This is a genomic window from Sediminimonas qiaohouensis DSM 21189 (genome assembly GCF_000423645.1).
GTDB classification, from domain to species: domain Bacteria; phylum Pseudomonadota; class Alphaproteobacteria; order Rhodobacterales; family Rhodobacteraceae; genus Sediminimonas; species Sediminimonas qiaohouensis.
The window spans coordinates 40,636-60,402 of sequence record NZ_AUIJ01000006.1 but is presented as its reverse complement, the minus strand read 5'-3'; the positions used below and the strand labels follow the sequence as shown (position 1 = coordinate 60,402).

Annotated in this window: 15 protein-coding genes; 10 read left to right on the top strand and 5 right to left on the bottom strand. The window is 62.4% G+C overall.

Annotation, left to right across the window (positions count from 1 at the left end; genetic code table 11):
• Positions 1–23 precede the first annotated feature (23 nt).
• From G568_RS0107140 to G568_RS0107120, 5 genes are all read left to right on the top strand, one after another.
• Positions 24–1,253 carry an N-acetylmuramoyl-L-alanine amidase gene (locus G568_RS0107140; protein ID WP_026757386.1) on the top strand — a complete coding sequence of 410 codons (1,230 nt, stop codon included), beginning with the start codon at positions 24–26 and terminating at the stop codon, positions 1,251–1,253.
• A 341-nt stretch (positions 1,254–1,594) separates the two neighbouring features.
• Positions 1,595–4,126 (top strand): penicillin-binding protein 1A, encoded by a 2,532-nt coding sequence (locus G568_RS0107135; RefSeq protein WP_026757385.1) that lies wholly within the window; start codon positions 1,595–1,597, stop codon positions 4,124–4,126.
• A gap of 86 nt (positions 4,127–4,212) precedes the next feature.
• Positions 4,213–5,340, top strand: a complete 1,128-nt coding sequence (gene prfB / locus G568_RS0107130; protein ID WP_026757384.1) for a peptide chain release factor 2 — start codon at positions 4,213–4,215, stop codon at positions 5,338–5,340.
• Between the two features lie 385 nt (positions 5,341–5,725).
• Positions 5,726–6,109 carry a GFA family protein gene (locus G568_RS0107125; protein WP_026757383.1) on the top strand — a complete coding sequence of 128 codons (384 nt, stop codon included), beginning with the start codon at positions 5,726–5,728 and terminating at the stop codon, positions 6,107–6,109.
• Positions 6,110–6,255: 146 nt separating this feature from the next.
• Complete coding sequence (locus G568_RS0107120) at positions 6,256–7,074, top strand: DUF2189 domain-containing protein (protein WP_026757382.1); 819 nt, start codon at positions 6,256–6,258, stop codon at positions 7,072–7,074.
• Positions 7,075–7,086: 12 nt separating this feature from the next.
• Here the strand turns inward: G568_RS0107120 and ilvN are convergent, their stop codons facing one another.
• Positions 7,087–7,650: an acetolactate synthase small subunit gene (gene ilvN / locus G568_RS0107115; protein WP_026757381.1), complete on the bottom strand. Its 564-nt coding sequence runs from the start codon at positions 7,648–7,650 to the stop codon at positions 7,087–7,089.
• Between the two features lie 59 nt (positions 7,651–7,709).
• Positions 7,710–9,464 (bottom strand): acetolactate synthase 3 large subunit, encoded by a 1,755-nt coding sequence (locus G568_RS0107110; protein WP_026757380.1) that lies wholly within the window; start codon positions 9,462–9,464, stop codon positions 7,710–7,712.
• 618 nt (positions 9,465–10,082) lie between these two features.
• Between G568_RS0107110 and G568_RS0107105 the strand changes: the two genes are divergently transcribed.
• The 3 genes from G568_RS0107105 to G568_RS0107095 all read left to right on the top strand — a co-directional run bounded on the left by G568_RS0107105 (position 10,083) and on the right by G568_RS0107095 (position 14,596).
• Positions 10,083–11,168, top strand: coding sequence for a TRAP transporter substrate-binding protein (locus tag G568_RS0107105; RefSeq protein ID WP_026757379.1), 1,086 nt, complete (start codon positions 10,083–10,085; stop codon positions 11,166–11,168).
• A 126-nt stretch (positions 11,169–11,294) separates the two neighbouring features.
• On the top strand, positions 11,295–12,221 hold the full coding sequence (locus tag G568_RS0107100) for a TRAP transporter small permease subunit (protein WP_026757378.1): 927 nt from the start codon (positions 11,295–11,297) through the stop codon (positions 12,219–12,221).
• A gap of 20 nt (positions 12,222–12,241) precedes the next feature.
• A complete protein-coding gene (locus G568_RS0107095; RefSeq protein ID WP_026757377.1) occupies positions 12,242–14,596 on the top strand; it encodes a TRAP transporter large permease in 2,355 nt (784 codons plus the stop codon).
• Positions 14,597–14,657: 61 nt separating this feature from the next.
• On the opposite strand, the gene G568_RS0107090 is transcribed toward G568_RS0107095, so the two are convergent.
• From G568_RS0107090 to G568_RS0107080, 3 genes are all read right to left on the bottom strand, one after another.
• Entirely contained in the window at positions 14,658–15,479 is an 822-nt protein-coding gene (locus G568_RS0107090) for an arginyltransferase (RefSeq protein ID WP_026757376.1), read from the bottom strand.
• A 130-nt stretch (positions 15,480–15,609) separates the two neighbouring features.
• The gene (locus G568_RS0107085; RefSeq protein ID WP_026757375.1) at positions 15,610–16,032 is read right to left on the bottom strand and encodes a DUF2852 domain-containing protein; all 423 of its coding nucleotides are present in this window, start codon (positions 16,030–16,032) and stop codon (positions 15,610–15,612) included.
• Positions 16,033–16,145: 113 nt separating this feature from the next.
• On the bottom strand, positions 16,146–16,613 hold the full coding sequence (locus tag G568_RS0107080) for a YbaK/EbsC family protein (RefSeq protein ID WP_026757374.1): 468 nt from the start codon (positions 16,611–16,613) through the stop codon (positions 16,146–16,148).
• A 79-nt stretch (positions 16,614–16,692) separates the two neighbouring features.
• Between G568_RS0107080 and G568_RS0107075 the strand changes: the two genes are divergently transcribed.
• Together G568_RS0107075 and G568_RS0107070 are read left to right on the top strand one after the other, a co-directional pair.
• Entirely contained in the window at positions 16,693–19,485 is a 2,793-nt protein-coding gene (locus G568_RS0107075; RefSeq protein WP_026757373.1) for a [protein-PII] uridylyltransferase family protein, read from the top strand.
• Complete coding sequence (locus G568_RS0107070; protein WP_026757372.1) at positions 19,482–19,751, top strand: hypothetical protein; 270 nt, start codon at positions 19,482–19,484, stop codon at positions 19,749–19,751. Before G568_RS0107075 ends, G568_RS0107070 begins: the two co-directional genes overlap by 4 nt.
• Positions 19,752–19,767 lie beyond the last annotated feature (16 nt).

Sequence of the window (19,767 nt, the reverse complement as noted above, 5' to 3'; positions counted from 1 at the left end):
TGCTTGCAACGAACGGGCAGGACATGAGCAGGGCACCGATACTGGCATTTGTGGCATTTGCATTGGTCTGCGCGGCGTTTGTGCCGCGCGGGGGCGCGCAGCAGGGGCTTGGCGGGCTGGCGCGGGTCGATCCGGCCGGCAGCCTGGTGACCGATACGCGCGGTGGCGGGCTACGGCTTGATCTGGCGCTGTCGCAGGGGGTGCCGTACCGTGCCTACACGCTGGCCGCGCCGCCCCGCCTTGTGCTTGATTTCCGCGAGGTGGACTGGACCGGCGTGGACCGCACCGTGATGCTGAACGCCGATGGGGCGCGCGATCTGCGCTTTGGCGGGTTTCGCCCCGGTTGGTCGCGGATGGTGGTGGATCTTGCCGCGCCGATGGTGATCGACACGGTGGCGATGCGCGTCGATGTCGAGACGGGAAAGGCACGCTTGCGCGCCGAGATGCGCAGCGCCACCAGTGAGGAGTTCGCCGCGCGTGCCGGTGCCCCGCGCGATCCCCGCTGGGATATGCCGCCGGTGCGCGCCCGCGCCGCGCGCGCGCCTGAGGGCTCGGGCGCGGGTCCCCTTCGGGTGATGCTGGACCCCGGTCATGGCGGCATAGATCCCGGCGCCGAGCGGGACGGGCTCAGCGAAAAGAACCTGACCCTGACCTTCGCGCGTGAGCTGAAGGAGGAGTTGGTTCGCGCGGGCGGCTACGAGGTGCTGATGACGCGCAGCGATGATCGTTTCGTCGCGCTTGAGCGGCGGGTGGCGCTGGCGCATGAGATGCAGGCCGATCTGTTCATCTCGCTGCATGCCGATACGCTGGTGCAGGGGCAGGCGCATGGCGCCGCCGTCTACCTGTTGTCAGCTAGCGCCAGCGACGCCGCCAGCGCCCGTTTGGCCGAGCGGCACGACCGCGATGATATCCTCGCCGGGGTGGACCTGACCGGGCAGGATGACCAGGTGGCGGGTATCTTGCTGGACCTTGCGCGCCGGGAGACGCGGCCGCGCGCGCGGCGGCTGGCGCAGGCGATGGTGGACGGGATGGGCGAGAGCGTTGGCGCGCTCAACGCGCACCCGATCCGGCGCGCGGCGTTTTCCGTGCTCAAGGCCGCCGACATCCCCTCGGTGCTGCTGGAAATGGGGTTTCTGACCAGTGACCGCGATATCGAGAACCTGCGCGACGCGGCATGGCGCGCGGATCTGGCCAGCGGCATTCGCGCAGCACTTGATGCCTGGCGGATCGAGGATGCTGCCTTGCGCCAGTAGCGGCCCAAGAGGCGCGCGAAATAGCGGCCGGAGGCCGCCGCGCATCGCCGGGCCGCCCGTCGCCCCAAAGGGGCGCCGTCCATCATCGGCACGCTTTCGGCGTGGCGGCATGGCGATTTGGCTGACACCTGCGCAACGCTCCAAGGTTCTTCGGGTTTGGCAGGCATAAAATGCCCCGCACTGGCGTAGGATCGCCGCACCGCGGCCCGGCACTGCGCGGCTCCTTGGTCGGCTGCGCAACGACCACCCACAGCAACATCCCGCCCATACCTGCGCGCGTCTTGTTTTGACGCTGCCGCCTTGGGGGCCTATATGAGGGGCGCAACAGTATGGGGCGATCGGTGCTGCGATTCATTTTCTCTTTCTTCGGCGGTCTCTTCACGCTGATCACGCTGTCGGTGCTTGTCATCGCGCTCAGCATCGGCGCGGTGTTCTGGGTTTACGGGCGTGACCTGCCCAGCCACCAGAGCCTTGCGCAATATACCCCGCCAACGATCAGTCGCATCTATTCGGCCCGCGGCCGCATCATCGACGAGTTCGCCCGCGAACGCCGCCTGTTCACCCCGGCCGAGGATATCCCCGACCTGGTCAAGCAGGCGTTCATCTCGGCCGAGGACAAGAATTTCTACACCCATAGCGGCTATGACGCGCGCGGCATAGCCAGCGCCGTATTCGAGGCCGTCCGCTCGCGCGGGCGCAATGTGCGCGGGGCCTCGACCATCACGCAGCAGGTGATGAAGAACTTCCTGCTCAGCGGCGACCGCCGGATCGAGCGCAAGATCAAGGAAATCATCCTTGCCACCCGCATCGAGGAAACCCTGAGCAAGGAAGATATCCTCGAGCTGTATCTCAACGAGATTTTCCTCGGGCAGAACTCGTACGGCGTCACCGCCGCCGCGCAGACCTATTTCAACAAGACCCTGCCGGAGCTTGCCCCGCACGAGGCGGCCTTCCTTGCCGCCATGCCCAAGGCTCCGTCGGATTATCACCCGGTGCGCGAAAAGACCCGCCTGCGCGACCGGCGCAATTTCGTCCTGCGCGAGATGTACGAGAACGGCTATATCTCCGAGGCCACCTACAAGGCCGAGGCCGATCTGCCCGTTCGCTCGGTCCAGCAGGGCGATTTCCAAAGCTACCAGGCCGAGCTGCCGCCGCGCGACTATTTCACCGACGAGATCCGCCGCCAACTGAGCCGCGATTTCGGCGAGGAAGAGTTTTTCTCGGGCGGGCTGAGCGTGCGCGCGACCGTGGATCCAGAGATGCAGACCATCGCGACCCATGCCCTGCGCAGCCGGCTTGAGGAATACGACCGCAACAAGGGCAAATGGCGCGGCACCGGCAAATCCATCCCGCAAGAGGCGCTAAAGGACGAAGAGGCGTGGCGCGCAGCGCTGTCGGAGACGGACGTGGCCCGCGACATCGACCTGGACGGCACATGGTACCCGGCCGTCATCCTCGACATCGCCGATCAGCAGATGCGCATCGGCATCGAGGGCGTCGCGCCCGACGCCGATACGCCGCATGTCATCCCGCGCAAGGATATCGCGTGGCTGCCCGGCGATTTCTTTGAAACCTTCGAGGTGGGCGAGGTCGTGCATGTGCGCCGCGTCACCGACGACGAGGGCAATTTCGCCAACTGGTCCGTGCGGCAGGTGCCCGAGGCGCAGGGCGGGTTCATGGCGATGGACGTCAACACCGGCCGCGTGATCGCCATGCAAGGCGGCTTCAGCTACCAGGATTCGGTGTTCAACCGCGCCACGCAGGCCCGCCGGCAGCCCGGTTCCAGCTTCAAGCCATTTGTCTACGCCTCGGCCCTCGATAGCGGCTATTCCCCCGCGACCATCGTCGTCGACGCCCCGATCGAGATCGATACCCCCGATGGTGTCTGGCGGCCGCGCAACTCGTCCAACAAGTACTACGGCCCCACGCCCCTGCGCACCGGGATCGAGCACTCGCGCAACCTGATGACGATCCGCCTCGCGCAAGAGGTGGGCATGGACGTGATCGCCGATTACGCCGAACGGTTCGGCGTCTACCAGGACATGGATACCTACCTTGCCAACGCGCTCGGCTCGGAAGAGACGACGCTTTATAACATGGTCGCGGCCTACGCCATGTTCGCCAATGGCGGCGAGCGGGTCGAACCCACGCTGGTGGACCGCGTGCAGGACCGCTACGGCAACACCGTCTACCGCCACGATCGCCGCGCCTGCGTCGATTGCGACGACCCCGATCTGCCCCCCGGACAGCCCCCGCGCGTGATCTCCACCCGCGAGCGCGTGATGAACGCCATCACCGCCTATCAGCTAACCTCGATGATGAAGGGCGTGGTTGATCGCGGCACCGCCGCCGGCGCCATCAGCCTGCCGGTCCCCGTCGCGGGCAAGACCGGCACCACCAACGACGCGCGCGATGCGTGGTTCATCGGCTTCACCAGCAACATGGTCGCGGGCTGCTACATCGGCTTTGACCAGCCGCGCGGTTTGGGGCACGGCGCCTACGGCTCGACCATGTGCGGCCCGGTGTTCCAGGAATTCATGACCGAGGCGATCAAGAAATTCGGTGGCGGTCCGTTCCGCGTGCCGCCCGGCGGGCATTTCCTCAAGATTGACCGCTACACCGGCGCGCGCCTGCCCGATGACGCCAGCGGAGAGCAGGTCGTGGCCGAGTATTTCCGCGACGGAGAGGAGCCCGTTTTCGGCATCACCTATGACGGCGGGTTCGCCATGGGCTCGAACCTGCTGCTGTTCGAACAGGGCGACGGAACACGGGCGGAGCAGACCGACAAGGAGGTCACGACCTCCACCGGGCGCAAGGCCACCGTCGGCCCCAAGGCCAATTTTGGCACGATCAGCTCTGGCGGCCTCTACTAAGCCGCGCGCGTGCGCTCGCTTGCCCCTGAGCGGGCAGTGGTCTATCACGCTGCCCTGAGACGCCATCACCACATCAGGAATGCCCAATGCGCGCCGAAGCCGAAGCAAAAGTTGCCGAAATCGAGAAGTCGCTGGACCTGCTGCGCCAGCGGATGGATTGGGAAATGGCGCCCCACCGGCTTGAGGAATTCAACGCCCGGGTCGAGGACCCGACCCTGTGGGACGATCCCGCCCGCGCGCAAAAGTTGATGCGCGACCGGCAGACGCTGGTCGATGCGATGGATACCGTCAACGGCATCCAGCAAGAGCTTGACGATAATGTCGGCCTGATCGAGATGGGCGAGGCCGAAGGCGACGAAGAGGTCATTGCCGAGGCCGAGGAGGCCCTCAAGGCACTGGCCGAGCGCGCCGCCAAGAAAGAACTTGAGGCGCTTTTGGACGGCGAGGCGGACGGCAACGACACCTTCCTTGAGATCAACGCAGGGGCAGGGGGCACCGAATCGTGCGATTGGGCGGCGATGCTGGCGCGCATGTATGTCCGGTGGGCCGAGAAAAAGGGCTACACGGTCGAGTTGCAGGCCCAAAGCCCCGGCGACGAGGCGGGCATCAAATCGGCCACCTACAAGATTTCCGGCCACAACGCCTATGGTTGGCTGAAATCCGAATCCGGCGTGCACCGCCTTGTGCGCATCTCGCCCTATGACAGCGCGGCCAAGCGGCACACCTCGTTCTGCTCGGTCTGGGTCTACCCGGTGGTCGACGACAATATCGAGATCGACGTGAACCCCGCCGATATTCGCATCGACACCTACCGTTCCTCCGGGGCGGGCGGCCAGCACGTGAACACCACCGACTCGGCCGTGCGGATCACCCACGCGCCCACGGGCATCGTCGTGACCAGTTCCGAGAAGTCGCAGCACCAGAACCGCGATATCGCCATGAAAGCGTTGAAATCGCGGCTGTATCAGCTGGAGTTGGACAAGCGCAACGCCGCCATCAACGAGGCCCACGAGGCCAAGGGCGAGGCCGGCTGGGGCAACCAGATCCGGTCGTACGTGTTGCAGCCCTACCAGATGGTCAAGGACCTGCGCACCAATTACGAGACGTCCGATACCAAGGGTGTCCTTGACGGCGATCTCGATGGGCTGATGGCCGCGACGCTGGCGCTCAACGTGTCCGGCAAGAGCCGCGCCGAGGCGCAGGGCGAAGAGTAACGCTCAAGAGGCGTCAATGGTCTTGAGCGGGCATCGGGTGAACGGCTGACGGGCCGCGCATCGGCGGGCCGCGGTGCGGCGATCCAACGCTGGTTCGGGGCGCTTTATCTCAGCTAAATCCGAATAACATTTGTGCGTTGTGCAGGTGGTTGCCAATTCGCCGTGCCGGGGGGCGGCCCGGCGATGCGCGGCGCCCTGCGGGCGCTATTTCGCGCATGGCGCTGGGCCGAAGGTTCGCAACTCAAGGCCATTCGCGGCAATACCCTCCTTGGCCCGTCCCTTGCGCGATAGCGCCTGTCGTCGCAAAATCGTCGTGGAGCATCGTGTTTGACCGCACGTGATCCGCCTGTTCGCGCATGATCAGGGCCGCAAAAGGGAGGATGCCATGCACGGAAGCTGTTTATGCGGTCGCGTCACCTACCAGATACGCGATACCCCCCGGTCGGTTGTCGGCTGCCATTGCACCCAATGCCGCAAGACCTCGGGCCATCATGTTGCGGCCACCCGGGTTTCCAGTGGCAAGCTGGATATCCAAGGGGGCGCGAACATCACCTGGTATCAATCCTCTGATACAGCCGAGCGCGGGTTCTGCGCGAACTGCGGCAGTCAACTGTTCTGGCGCACATTCGGTAGCCCCAACACATCGGTCATGGCGGGCACGATCGACGGGGACACCGGGTTGACGATGGACCGGCAGCTCTATCCGGACACGAAGGGGGACTACTACGCGCTGCCCGACGTGGCGGTCGTCGATCCCTCGACGGTGTGACCTGACGAATCGTACGGCCCGGGGCCTGAAACGTCCGTTTAGGGCGTTACGCAGGTCGTTATCGGGGCGTGCGCCGTGGAAACCCTTGATTAACGGGGCGGATACCGCTTCTCTTGTTTTCGGAGGATTGAAACGGGAGGAACCCCATGCCCTACAACCCACGTGAGGGCGTGCCACCGCTTGGCGCGGTCGATTTCGACATGCTTTTCAAGGCGTTGAGGCGGGCCCGCGCGGATATGCGCCGGGCGCCGGGCTATGGCGTGGTGTTCTCGGCGGTTTACGTGCTGATCGGCTGGGTGATGGTCCTGGTCACATGGGCCACCGGTCAGACCTACTGGCTGATCTTCGCCGCAGTCGGCTTCCCCCTCCTGGGCCCCTTCGCCGCCGTCGGTCTCTACGAGGTCAGCCGCCGCTTGCAGAAGGGGTTGGCGATGGATTTCTACCGCATTTTCGGGGTCGTCACGCAGCAGTCGCGCCGGCAGCTCCCGTCGATCTGCGCGATCATCGTGTTCCTGTTCCTGTTTTGGTTTTTCTTGGCGCACATGATCTTCGCCTTGTTCCTGGGGCTTAGTACAATGACAAATATATCAAGCTATTACAGCGTGTTCTTGACGTGGAACGGGGTGATGATGCTGGGCGTTGGAACGGTCGTCGGGGCTGCGTTTGCGCTGCTGCTTTACATGATCACGGTGATCGCGCTGCCGCTTCTGTTGGACCGCGAGGTTGATTTCGTGACCGCCATGATCACCAGCTTTCAAACCGTGCTGCACAACCCGGTTCCGATGCTGGCCTGGGCGGTGTTCATCGCCGTTGTCACCTTTGCCGCGATGATCCCTGGCTTCGTGGGGTTGTTCGTGGCGCTGCCCCTGTTGGGGCACGCCACCTGGCATCTCTATCGCCTGCTGGTCGAGGCGGGCGCGGCGCAGGTATCCGATTCGTCGCGCGACGATGCGCAAACCGCCTGAGGGCGGCGGCGCTCACTCGCCTCCGCGGGACAATGCCGCGACACCGGTTCGCGCCACCTCGTAGAGGCCAAGCGGCCGCATCAGGCTTGCAAACGCATCAATTTTGTCCGGCATCCCCGTGATTTCAAACACAAAACTCGAAAGCGTGCTATCCACGACATTGGCCCGGAAGATGTCCGCAAGGCGCAGCGCCTCGACCCGCTTTTCACCCTCGCAGACGACCTTGAGCAGGGCCAGCTCACGCTCAACCGACGGCCCCTCAACCGTTAGGTCGTGCACGTCATGCACCGGCACGATGCGGCCAAGCTGTGCCTTGATCTGTTCGATCACCTGCGGCGTGCCGGTCGTGACGATGGTGATTCGGCTTAGCGCGCTTTCGTGATCCACCTCGGCGACGGTCAGGCTTTCGATGTTGTAGCCCCGCCCCGAGAACAATCCGATCACCCGCGCCAGAACGCCCGCCTCGTTGTCCACGACCACCGCCAGCGTGTGCGTCTCGCTCACATCGCTGAATTGCGGGCGCAGGTTATAGGCCGAGTGCTTGGTCGAGCCCTTCTTGATGTGCAGTGCGGACATTTGCTTTTCTCTCGTTCTGGAATATCGTGTCGGATCAGTGCGTTATTTACCTTTCTTGATCAAACCAACACCGCGCCGCCTTCCTTGATGGCGTCCTTGGTGCTGGCCTCTCCCAGCAGCATCTTGTTGTGCGGCTCGCCCGACGGGATCATCGGAAAGCAGTTCTCATGCTTCTCGACCAGGCAATCGAACACCACGGGGCCGTCATGGTTGATCATTTCCATGATCGCATCGTCCAGATCGGCGGGGTCGTGGCATTGAATCCCCTTGGCACCAAAGGCCTCGGCCAGCTTCACGAAGTCGGGCAGGGATTCGGACCAGCTATGGCTGTAGCGTTCCCCGTGCAGCAGCTCCTGCCACTGGCGCACCATGCCAAGGCGTTCATTGTTAAGGATAAATTGCTTCACCGGCAGGTTGAACTGCGTCGCGGTGCCCAGCTCTTGCATGTTCATGAGCCAACTTGCCTCGCCCGCGACGTTGATGACCAAGGCATCGGGATGGGCCATTTGCACGCCGATGGACGACGGGAAGCCATAACCCATCGTGCCAAGCCCCCCCGATGTCATCCAGCGATTCGGCGCGTTGAAGCCCATGTATTGCGCCGCCCACATCTGGTGCTGGCCGACCTCGGTACAAACGTAGCGATCGTGATCCTTGGTCAGCGCCTCGAGCCGTGCAAGCGCGTGTTGCGGCCTGATGACACTACCGGTCTGGGTGAACTTGAGGCAGTCGATCTTGCGCCACTCCTCGATCTGGTCCCACCATTTGGCGACGCCGGCCTTGTCGGTCTTTCGTCCGCGTGATTTCCAGATTTTGAGAACGTCTTCAAGGACATGCGCCACGTCGCCAACGATCGGGATGTCGGTTTTCACGACCTTGTTGATCGATGACGGGTCGATGTCGATATGCGCTTTTTTCGAATGCGGGCTGAACGCGTCGATGCGGCCGGTGATCCGGTCGTCGAACCGCGCGCCGATCGCGATCAGAAGGTCGCAATCGTGCATCGCCATGTTGGCCTCGTAGAGTCCGTGCATGCCCAGCATGCCCAGCCAGGATTTGCCATTCGCCGGGTAGGCGCCCAGCCCCATCAGCGTGCTGGTGATCGGGGCACCCGTAGCCTCGACCAGCTCTTGCAGGAGTTGCCCGGCGGCGGGGCCGGAATTGATGACGCCGCCGCCAGTGTAGAACACGGGCTTCTTGGCGGTTTCCAGGGCGGCGACCAGTTCGGTGATCTCGTCCATGTCCCCCTTGAGGCGGGGCTGGTAGTGGCTGGTGCGGGCCTTTTGCGGCGCGATGTAGTCGCCGCTGGCGAATTGCACATCCTTCGGGATGTCGATCAGGACGGGGCCGGGGCGCCCGGATGTCGCGACGTGGAACGCCTCGTGGATCGTGCCGGACAGCGCATCGGTGTCCTTGACCAGCCAATTATGCTTGGTGCAGGGGCGGGTGATGCCGACGGTATCGGCCTCCTGGAACGCGTCGGTGCCGATCATGAAGGTGGGCACCTGCCCGGTCAGCACGACAAGCGGAATCGAGTCCATGAGTGCATCGGTGATGCCGGTCACGGCATTGGTTGCGCCCGGCCCCGAGGTGACCAGCACAACACCCGGCTTGCCGGTCGAGCGGGCATAGCCCTCGGCGGCGTGCACGGCGCCCTGTTCGTGCCGCACCAGGATGTGACGGATCTCGTTTTGCTGAAAAATCTCGTCGTAAATCGGTAGAACGGCGCCACCGGGATATCCGAATACGACGTCCACGCCCTGATCCTTGAGGGCCTGAACCACCATTTTCGCTCCGGTCATCTGACGTGTCATGATCTTGCTCCGTTACCGACGTCAATTCTTTGCACAAAAAAGCCCCCGATTTTTGGTCGGGGGCGCATGGGGTACCGTTATGGTGTCCGTTACCGGCCCATGCGCCAAATTCCTACAATTACCACGACATTTGCCATGATCGGGACTCCTTGCTGCGGGCGAGACATTAGGAGGGGGGGCAAAAGGCGTCAACCTCGAAAAGAGTGAATATTATGTCGCTGGGGCAAAAAAATCTTGATTAATCTTGCGCAGATCGGCTTCGCGGCGTCAGAAAGCGGATATTGAAAGGCTACGCCGGTCTATTGAGGTGAATAGGGGCGCTTGCGCCTTGTTGCCCCGGGGCGGGGGTTGAGCGATGATCGGGTTCAGAGGCGCCTTGCGTGATTGATTCGATCTGTTCGAAAAGCGGCACTTCGAAATGCGAAAGCGAAATCCGTGCGTGGGGCGTGCCGCATGGCGTTCGGCGCTGATTTCTGGAAAAAAAAGTGCCCTTAGCTATGCCTATGGGTATTACTAGGTATTCCCTAGCTGCATCACCAACGCTAGTGTTCGGGCACTTGTAACGATCCGCGCAGCCTTCTACAGCTGCGCATCACCAATCTTGGGAGGAAATACTCTATGGATCGTCGTTCTTTTCTAACAACTTCCGCAGTGGGCGGTGCAGCCGCCGCAGCCGGCACGCTGGCGGCGCCGGCCTACGCTCAAGGCAAACGGACGCTCACGATGGTTAGCACCTGGGGGCGCGGCCTTGCCGGTGTTCATGACAGCGCGCAGTATTGTGCGGACATGATCACCGCTGCAACTGATGGCCAGCTGACAGTCGAACTCAAGGCCGCTGGCGAGCTTGTGGGCGCATTCGAAGTGTTTGACGCTGTCTCGTCGGGCCAAGCCGATATGTATCACGGGGTGGACTACTATTTCATGGGGCAGCACCCTGCGTTGTCGTTCTTCTCGCAGGTGCCATTCGGCATGACATTTCAGGAATTCAACAACTGGTTCTATCATGACGGTGGCAGGGATCTTGCCGACGAACTTTATAGCATCTTCGGCCTGAAGTTCTTCCCCGCCGGCAGCACCGGCCCGCAATCTGGCGGCTGGTTCAACAAGGAAATCAATAGTCCAGATGATTTCCAGGGTTTGAAATTCCGTATGCCCGGCCAAGGTGGTCAGGTTCTGGGCAAGCTGGGTGCCAGCGTTCAGAACATCCCGGGTGCCGAAGTGTACCAGGCACTTTCGACGGGTGCGATTGACGGAACCGAGTGGATCGGCCCTTGGGCGGATGAAGCGGCCGGTTTCCAGGAAATCACCAAGACCTACTATACCGCGGGCTTCCATGAGCCTGGGCCGATGCTCAGCCTGAACACCAATCTGGAAGTGTTCGAAAGCTTGACGGATGCACAGCGTACAGTGATCGAACAGGTCGCGCGCGCATCCAATGGTTGGACAATGTCGTTGTTCATGGCCAACAACTCGGCCGCCCTTAGCCGTCTCCAGTCCGGCGGAGTCAAACTGATGGAATTCCCCGACAGTGTCTGGGATGCCTTTGGCGCCGGCGCAAAGGAAGTCGTGGCCGAACCGATGGATGATCCCATCTACAAGCAGTGCCACGACAGCTACATGGAATCCATGGCGTCCTCTGCCGCATGGATTAGTAGTTCGGAAGGTGCCTACACGGCTCAGCGTAACCGTGTGATGGACCTGTAACTAGGTCTATACCTATCGTTGCGTCCCCGCCTCGTGCGGGGGCGCCTTTTCGTCGCCATGCCTATGTGCAGGATCGGCGAATGAGTTCAACACTTTGGACTCCTGTTATAGAATCAGGGACCTGCCATGGAAGATTCCGCCACAAACAGAGGGTTCGAAGCCCTTTTTGATTGGATAGTCTGGTTTTTCCAGAATATCGCGATGGCCTTCTATAATTTCGGCTATGCCGTGACGCACCCGCAGCTGTGGCTGGATTGGTCGGACAAGGAGGCGCTGATGCGGTTCGTCTACTATGGCGGATCGGTCGAGTTCTTCTTCGTCGTGTTCACCGCGGTGTTGGTCGTTACCGCCATAGGGATGTGGCATAGCGGCTTTCTGTGGCGGGTCGTGCGCATTCTGGAGGGGTTCGCCAATACCGTTGGCCGGTTCTTTACCTGGGCGGGGATGCTCATGGTGGTGCAGCAGGTGATCATCGTGGTCATGCAGCGCATCTTCAACCGGCCGGATATCGTGTTCGGGTTGGGCATCCCGGTCGAGTTCGACATCAGCTGGTATGCCGAGGAACTGAAGCTTTACAACGCCATGGTGGTCGCGCTGTGTGCGACTTACACGTTTGTTCAGGGCGGGCATGTGCGCGTGGACCTGATCTATGCCGGGGTTCGTTTCCGTACCAAAAAGGTCATCGACATGGTTGGCTCGGTGATCTTCATGCTGCCGCTGTCGATCATCGTATGGATGTACGGCTGGTTCTTCATGTGGCGGCACCTTATCGTGCCGAACCCGTCGGCCAGCGATACGCTTGAGCGCCTTCTGCTCAAGTCGCGGGCATTGCGGTGGAACGTGGAGACGATCAGCTTTTCACCAAACGGGTTCTCGGCCTATTTCCTGTTCAAGATCCTGCTCATGTGCTTTGCCGGTATGGTCTTTATTCAAGCAGTTGCGTTTTTCCATCGCTCCTTTCTTGAGTTCAAGGAAGGCGAGGGAAGTTCGGGAAAATACCTCGACCGGGATAGCCTGGGCGAGGGCGAAGAGGCCTATGAAGGCACACACTGACACTCAGGGGCAGTTGAACCATGCTATTTGGACTTGATGGCGTCGAGATCGGCCTGATCATCGTTGCCTTTTGCCTTTTCGGGGGCATCCTATCTGGCTTTCCGGTGGCCTTTGCCATCGGTGGCGCGGGGGCGATATCCTTCGGGATTATCGCGGCCCTGGATAGCTCCGGCATCCTGGTACACCAGGCGATCGACCGGTCGTCGGAGGCCTTCCAGGGGTTGGTGAACACCGGCGTGAGGCCCGAGACGATATCGATATTCCGATACCCCGATTTGCCGCGCATTGCGCAGCCGGTGTTCGACCAGGGCTGGCAGGTGGCGATGGACAGGAACGTCTCCTTCATCGTCAACCGCATGAACGAGCGTGTCCTGGCCGGGGCCTCAATCGAGACGCTGCTGGCCGTGCTGATGTTCGTGCTGATGGGGATCACGCTGGAGCGGTCCAAGATCGCCAACGATCTGTTGACGACCATGGCGCGCGTTTTCGGGCCTTTGCCCGGCGGTCTGGCCGTGTCGGTCGTCGTGGTCGGGGCGTTCCTGGCCGCATCCACGGGTATCGTGGGCGCCACCGTGGTGACGATGGGGCTTTTGTCCTTGCCCACCATGTTGCGCAATGGCTATTCGCCGCAGCTTTCCACCGGGGTGATTGCCGCCAGCGGGACGTTGGGGCAGATCATTCCGCCATCGATCGTGATCGTCTTGCTGGGCACGCTCGCGGGCGATCTGTATTCGACGGCGCAGGAAAACCGTGCGCAGTTGGCCGGGTGTAGCGATGCGCTGACCTACCTGGGCGAGCCCGCCGTCGTGTCGGTGGGAACCCTGTTCCAGGCAGCGCTTTTGCCGGGGATATTGCTGGCGTTCCTGTATGCCGCCTATGCCTTTGGCTACGCGCTGTTTAACCCGTCCAAGGCGCCCGCCGTGCAATTGGGCACGGCAAGCGGTGAGCCGATCACGCGGGGCGAAAGCCTCACGTGGTTCGTCGGGGCGCCATTGGCGCTGATCGGCGGGGCGCTGATGCTGGCGCAGCTTGGCATGGTCGGCTCGCAAAACGTGCAGATCAGCAGCTTCACCAACGCAAGCGAAACCGCATCCTTGCGCACCAACGTGGATGACGAGTGCAAAGCGGCCATGATCGATCTGCATGGGCAGGAGGCATGGGATGCCGCCGTCGCCGAGCAGGCCGAAATCGACGCCGTGACCGGCGATCAGGGCATGCAGCGCCGTAGCGAAGAGGAAATCGCGCAGGCGCTTGAGGAAAAAGTCGCCAATGCCGCGCCGGTCGGCACTGGGATTGCCACGATTGCGATCATGCTGGCGCTGGTGCTGACCACGGCGCGGGGCGTCGCGCCATCGGCCAACCAGGTGCCGATTGCCGTGGGGCTGCTGGGTGTGGCGTTGATGCTGCTGGTGGATGTCCTGTTCATATCGCCGCTGTCGAGCAACGGCGCGACCTGGCTGATGCTGGCGGCGCCTGCGGTCATCACGCTTTATGGGTGCCGGCATGCGCTCATGCGGTTGGCGCGAAACGAGTTGATCCGGGTGGTCTTTCCGCCTCTTGTGCTGATCGTGGCTGTTCTGGGTTCGATCCTGGGCGGGATCACGAACCCGACGCCTGCCGCTGCGCTTGGCGCGGCCGGGGCGCTGATGCTGGCGGCGTATCGGCGGCTCCATGACGAGCAACGCAGCGGCAAGGTGATCATCTGGTCGACCTTTTCGCTGATCATCATGCTGCTGGTCGGGATCAACTTTGATCTGCGCATCAACAACGAATCCGTCTCGGTCGAAAGCTGGCTTGCCTTCCTCGTGGCGTATGGCGCGTATCTCTTTACGCTGTTCGGTCTGTTGTATTCGTGCTGGACGTTGTTCCGGTCCAGCATCCTGACCCCTGTCGTCCGCGAGACGGCTAAGGTCACCAGCATGGTGTTTACCATCCTGATCGGCTCGCAGCTATTGAACCTTGTGGTCATTTCCTTTGGCGGTGAGCACTATATCCAGCAGTTCCTGCAGAGTTTTGACAGTGAATACCGCGTGTTCCTGATCGTGATGCTGGTGCTGTTCGTGCTTGGTTTCGTGCTCGATTTTCTCGAGATCATCTACATCGTCATCCCGATCGTCGGGCCGGTGATCTATGGTGGTACGTTCGATCCGAGCTGGGTCACGATCATGATCGCGGTGAACCTGCAGACCTCGTTCCTGACGCCGCCGTTCGGGTTTGCGTTGTTCTATCTGCGCGGGGTCGCACCCAAGGAAGTGACCACGGGGCACATCTATCGCGGCGTGTTCCCCTTCGTTCTGATCCAGGTTCTGGGCCTTGCCATCTTGTGGTACTTCCCGGCGATCGTGACAATCGTGCCGGACCTGATCCCGAACTGATCCAAGACCGATACCCCTCGGCCACTGCTCAGACCACTGAGCATCGCGGTGGCTGGGGGGATTACGCCTTGGCGGGGTGACTGCCGGGAAGCGAGATGTTCGCGACCTGCTCGGCGATCGGGTCGGTGTTCAGGGGGTGCGTTTCCGATTTGTAATCCTCGGGGTTCGATACCTTTTCCCAAGTGCCGCGCCGATGCACCTCAAGGCCGGAAAAGCGCGCCTTGTAGCCCATCTTGTCGCTGCCGGGCACCCAATAGCCCAGGTAGACATAGGGCAGACCCGCCTCGCGGGCGATTTCGATGTGATCAAGGATGATATAGGTGCCAAGGCTGTCACGTGGCCGGTCCGGGGTATAGAAGGAATAGACCATGCTGACCCCGTCATCGAGAATGTCGGTCAGGCAAACCGCGATCAGCTCGTCGTTTTCCGGGGCGTAATATTCCACAACACGCGTGCGGATCGGCGATTCCTCGATCATGGCGGCGAATTCGAACACGTCCATGTCCGACATGCCGCCATCAGCATGGCGCATCTCAAGGTATTTGCGAAAAAGATCGTATTGCTCTTCGGTGGCCCAAGGGGAGCTGACTCGCCTTTGTATGTTGCGGCCCCGCCGCCTTGTGCGCTTTTGGCTGCGGTTTGGGGTGAAATCATCGACGCATATCCGCGCGGACATGCAAGCGCCGCATTCCGCGCAGGACGGACGATAGAGCACGTTTTGCGACCTGCGAAAGCCCTGCTTGGACAATCCGTTGTTCAGGCTTTCAGCCGTATCGCCCTGTAGCGCGGTGAACAGTTTCCGCTCCATGCGTCCCGGAAGGTAGGGGCATGGCTGCGGCGCGGTTACATAGAACTGCGGTGCTACAGGAAGTGTATGGCGCATAGGTCTCGATCATCGCTTTTACATGAAGATAACAACGATGTGCCAATGGGCCAAGCGCCGAAAGCACGACTTCGATAATCGGGCGGTGAGCTGCCCGGGTCATGCGCCCCGGTCAGCTCTGAGGTTGGGATCATGATCCTGCGTGCATTTGCTCCGAGGTGTCCGCCGCCTCGGTTGCGGCCTTTTCGCGGTCTTCCATGAAGGCATCGAATTCCGCCTTGTCCTTGGCGTCGCGCAGGCGCTGGAGGAACGTCTCGAATTGCGTTTGCTCTTCTTCAAGACGGCGCAGGGTGTCGGCCTTGTAGGCGTCGAATGCGGCGTTTCCGGTCGATCCCGACTCGGTGAAACCAGAACGGCTGCGGCGGCAGGAATGGCCAGACATGCGATTGCTCCAGATCATGTAAAAGAGAAGGGCGAGGCCAATGGGCCAGAAAAAGACGAACCCCAGAACCATGAGCGTGATCCAGGCGGCCTTTCCGCGTGCATCAAGCCACGCCGTCGCGCTGTGAAACCAGCCGGCAATGCCGGGGCTCGTTGTCGTGGCGGTTGTCATTTGAAAGCTCCTTGATGTGCGAGAGTGAATGTGAAAGCCTTTTACATCCTCAAGATTTGCATTTTGCGCGCAAATTGCAAGGGGCAATGTGAATAAAATTTACATACGTGAAATCAGGTCGTGAAATCAGCAACTTGCGCGAATGTGACCTGCTGAAGGTCAGCGGAGTTCATCTCAAATATGTGGTGTGGCGTGCCCGCCGCCGCCCAGATTGTCGGGAACTCCAGGAGCCTGGGATCGATGAACGCCCGGATCGGGTTCTTGTGCCCGACAGGGGCCACGCCGCCGATGGCAAACCCGGTCTGCGCCCGGATCAATGCCGCGTCCGCTTTGCCAAGCGGCTCTTGCGCCAGGGCGCTGGCCTTGTCGGCGTTCACCTGGTTTCCGCCGGCCGTCAGGAACAGGAGCGCCTCGCCGCTCTGGGTGCCGCGGAAGATGATGGATTTGGCAATCTGGTCCAGCTCGCACTTGGCCACGTCCGCGGCTTGTGCGGCGGTGCGGGCTTCGCCCAACTCCACGATCTCTGTCTCGATGCCCGCGGCCTCGAGGGCGCGGGCAACGCGCTTCAGGCTCTTGCTCATGGGTGTCCTCCGGATTTGCCGCAGTATTCCAAGTGTTTGACGCATTGACCAGTCTGAAATGCCGCCGCATTCTCGGTTCATGACATTTGCATCCCGCATGACCCGCTGCCCCATCCCGTATGAGCCCGATCGCGGCGCAGAAGCGCGTGCATTGCTGCCCGCTCTGGAGGCGCGTATGGGCGAGTTGATCGAAGGGGCGGCTGGATGCAGCCCCTATCTGCGATCCTTGATCGAAGCCGAAACCGAATGGCTGCCCGGGGCGTTGGAGGCGCCGGAGCAGGCTATTGACGCTGTGCTCGCAGGCATCGGCGATGCCTCGCCCGAGGACGTTCCAAAGGCCCTGAGACGCGCCAAGCGCAAGGTTGCCTTGCTGACCGGGCTGGCGGATCTGGGGGGGGTATGGCCACTGGAGACGGTGACCAAGACCCTGACGCGGTTTGCGGATGTGGCGGTTGCGACGGCCTTGCGATCCACCGTTGGGGCGGAGATCAGGCGCGGCAAGCTGCCCGGTGCGGCGTCTGAGGACATCGAGACCGCTGGCGGCGTGGTCGCGCTTGCCATGGGCAAGATGGGCGCGTTCGAGTTGAACTATTCCTCGGATATCGACCTGATCTGTCTGTTCGACGAGACCCGCTATGACCGCGACGATTATCACGAGGCGCGCGCCAGCCTTGTCCGGGCGACCCGGCGGATGGCGACCATGCTGTCGGAGATAACCGCCGATGGCTACGTGTTCCGCACCGACCTGCGCCTGCGTCCGGACCCGTCGGTCACGCCGGTGTGCATGGCGATGGCGGGCGCCGAAGCGTATTACGAAAGCCTTGGCCGAACCTGGGAACGCGCCGCCTATGTCAAGGCGCGAGCCGCCGCCGGGGACATTGCCGCGGGTGAGCGGTTTCTTGAGACGATCAAGCCGTTCGTCTGGCGCAAGCACCTTGATTTCGCAGCGATCCAGGACGCGCATGACATGCGTTTGCGCATCCGCGAGCACAAGGGGCTGGGCGGCCCGATCACCTTGCCTGAGCACAACATGAAGCTTGGCCGTGGCGGTATCCGTGAGATCGAGTTTTTCACCCAGACGCGGCAGATCATCGCCGGCGGACGTGACCGCGATCTGCGGGTACGGGGCACCGTCGATGGCCTTGAGGTTCTTGCGCGCAAGGACTGGATTCCGCAGGATGTGGCCGATGTGCTGACCAAGCATTACCGGGCGCATCGAGAGGTCGAACATCGCCTGCAAATGCTGCGCGATGCGCAGACCCACAGCCTTCCGCAAAGCGAGGAAGGGTTCGCGCGGCTGGCCTGTTTCATGGGCACGTCCGTGGACGATCTGAAAACCGGGCTGATGGCGCGGCTCGAAGAGGTGCACGAGCTGATCGAGGGGTTCTTTGCGCCCGAAAACGGAAGTGCGTCAGAAGCGGAATACTCCGAGTTCGACTCGGAGGTGATCGAGCGGTGGCGCAGCTACCCCGCGTTGCGCTCGTCCCGGGCAATCGAGATATTCGAGCGGCTCAAGCCCGATTTGCTGAAGCGTCTCAAGCGGACGGCGCGGCCGGACGAGGCGCTCTTGGCGCTGGACGGGTTTCTGTCGCGGCTGCCGGCCGGGGTGCAGTTGTTTGCTTTGTTCGAAGCCAATCCGCAGCTCATTGATCTGCTGATTGATATCGTTGGCACCTCGCCCGCGCTGGCGGCGCATCTGTCGGCCAATGCCGAGGTGTTCGATGCCGTGATCGGCGGGGATTTCTTTGCGCCTTGGCCGGGGCAGGACCGTTTGCGCGATGCATTGCAGGGGGCGCTGGAGGGTGTGGATGACTACGAGCGCAAGCTTGACGCGGCCCGACGGTGGGCGCGCGAGTGGCATTTTCGCGTGGGCGTGCACCATTTGCGCGGGTTGATCGATGCGGATGATGCGGGCCGGCAATATGCCGACCTGGCCGAAGCGGCGCTAAGTACGTTGTGGCCGGTTGTCTGTGATCAGTTCGCCGCGCGCCATGGCCCGCCGCCGGGGCGCGGTGCGGCGCTTTTGGGGATGGGGTCGCTTGGGGCGCGGCGGTTGACGGCCACATCCGATCTGGACCTGATCCTGATTTATGATGCGGCGGGGGTCGAGCAATCGGATGGCAAGCGTCCGCTGGATGCGCGGCGCTACTATGCGCGCCTGACAAAGGCATTGGTGACCGCCGTGACCGCGCCGATGTCCGAGGGCAAGCTTTACGAGATCGACATGCGCCTGCGCCCGTCCGGCACGCAAGGCCCGGTTGCGACCGCGCTGGACAGCTTTCGGAACTACCAGATGACGCAGGCCTGGGTGTGGGAGCACCTCGCGCTGACCCGCGCGCGTGTCGTGGCGGGCTCGCAAGAGCTTGCTTCTGATGTCGAAGAGGTGCGGCGCGCGGTTCTTGAGGCCGACCATTCCCGCGACAAGGTATTGGTCGAGGTGGCCGCCATGCGCGCGCGGATAAGCGCCGCCAAAAGCCCCTCGGGCGCGTGGGATGCCAAGATCGGCCCCGGGCGATTGCAGGATATCGAGTTGATTGCGCAGGCGGGGGCGCTGCTGGCAGGGAGCGACCGGCAGGATCCGGTGCGCGGTTTGCAATCATCTGTCGCAACCGGGTGGTTGAGTGACGCGGACGGCGCTGCATTGCAGGCGGCGTACAGGCTTTGTTGGGGGGTGCAATCCGTATCACGGCTGCTAAGCGGCAAGCCTCTTGATACGGAGGCGATTGGCGAAGGAGGGCGTGCGATGCTGTTGCGGGAAACCGGGTGCGAGACGTTGGAGGACTTGCGCGGCGCCTTGAGCGATCAGATCCGCAAGGCCGCCGAAATCATCGACCGGAACCTGCCCGCGTCTGCGGACGAGGCCGCGGGATGAAAGGCGATGCGCTGGACCCCAAGGCCCTGATCCGCGAGGCCTTCCAGATCGAGGGGATCACACAGGCCGATTGCCGGACCATCTTTCTGGATTGGGCGCTGAGCCTGCCCGATGACACCGATACGCAGGAGGCGCTGAACGGTTTGGTGGAGCGGTACGTGGGCGATGCCCCGGACCACCCGATGTCGGTTGTTTTGCGCGAGGGGTTGGAGCGGATGGAAAACCCGCGCCGCCGGGGCGGGTGGCGATCGCGCACGCGCGACTAACGGTGCCCGGCGTCCA